The following is a 989-nucleotide window of genomic DNA, read 5'->3' as shown; positions in this document are numbered from 1 at the left end:
GGCGGGCAACAGCCTGTGGATGCAGCGCGATACGGCGGGCAACGCCAGCGCTGAGGTGGTCAATACTTCCGGCAATATTGAGACGCAGAACGGTGATATCACGATTCGGACCGGGCATTTGCTGAATGAGGCTGAAGGGCTGACCATCAGCCAGTATGAACGGGAGTACCCGGATGCGATCCCTGGGCTTAGTGAGGGGCTGCACGGTTGGTACTATGGTATGCAGACGCCGGATTTTGAAGTCGATATAGAAGAATGGAAGCACAACGGAGACAACATTGTCTGGAAGAGCGAGGAAGAGTGTACAGGCAGCGGTGCTATAGGTAGTGGCGGCTGCCGCGATATCTACTACTACCGGCTGAAAGGGGAAGATACCCGCCGGTACCTGCTGGGTGAGTCAGTTGTTTCGGTATCTGCGACAGGTGGCGCCGCTCGTATTGCCGCAGGAAGAGATATCGCAATCAATGCCGGTACGCTCGATAATCGCGCGAGTCACATTCTGGCGGAACGTAATGTGACGCTTAAAGGCGATACGCTCAATAACCTTTCTGCTGAAGGTGGGCGCCAGGCGATATATGTGAATGCAGAGTATCGTTGTGAGTGGTTTTACAATGATTGTGACAGCAGTCGTTGGCAGCCTTTGACAAAACTTAATGAGAATACCTGGGCCTGGGCAAATTCACGAAAATTTGGCGTAGTGCCATACATATTAGGTGAAAGAACTACCGAATTTGTGGCGGATGGAGGCGTATATCGCTCCGTAATCCAGGCTGGCGGCAACGTTACCGCCAGTTTCACCAGCGATATCAGTAATACCACCACAACGGCGAATGCGGGTGGGATCAGCAATACTATTTCCTCTCCAACGCTCAATACTCTCAGCTCGCAAACTATCGGTAACTCGCAGCAGGGGCTCGATCTTGCCAGCGCGGATGCAACGGCAGTTAACTCGCCAGAATGGCAGGACAACCTCGCGGATGCCGTGGCGC

At 53.6% G+C, this 989-nt stretch carries 1 pseudogene; it reads left to right on the top strand.

What is annotated here, in order from left to right:
- Positions 1-989, top strand: a pseudogene (locus tag MUA00_RS00285) (hemagglutinin repeat-containing protein); the annotation flags it as partial.

The sequence above is a fragment of the Dryocola boscaweniae genome (assembly GCF_025215095.1).
Lineage (GTDB): Bacteria > Pseudomonadota > Gammaproteobacteria > Enterobacterales > Enterobacteriaceae > Dryocola > Dryocola boscaweniae.
This window is presented reverse-complemented; position numbering and strand designations above follow the sequence as displayed.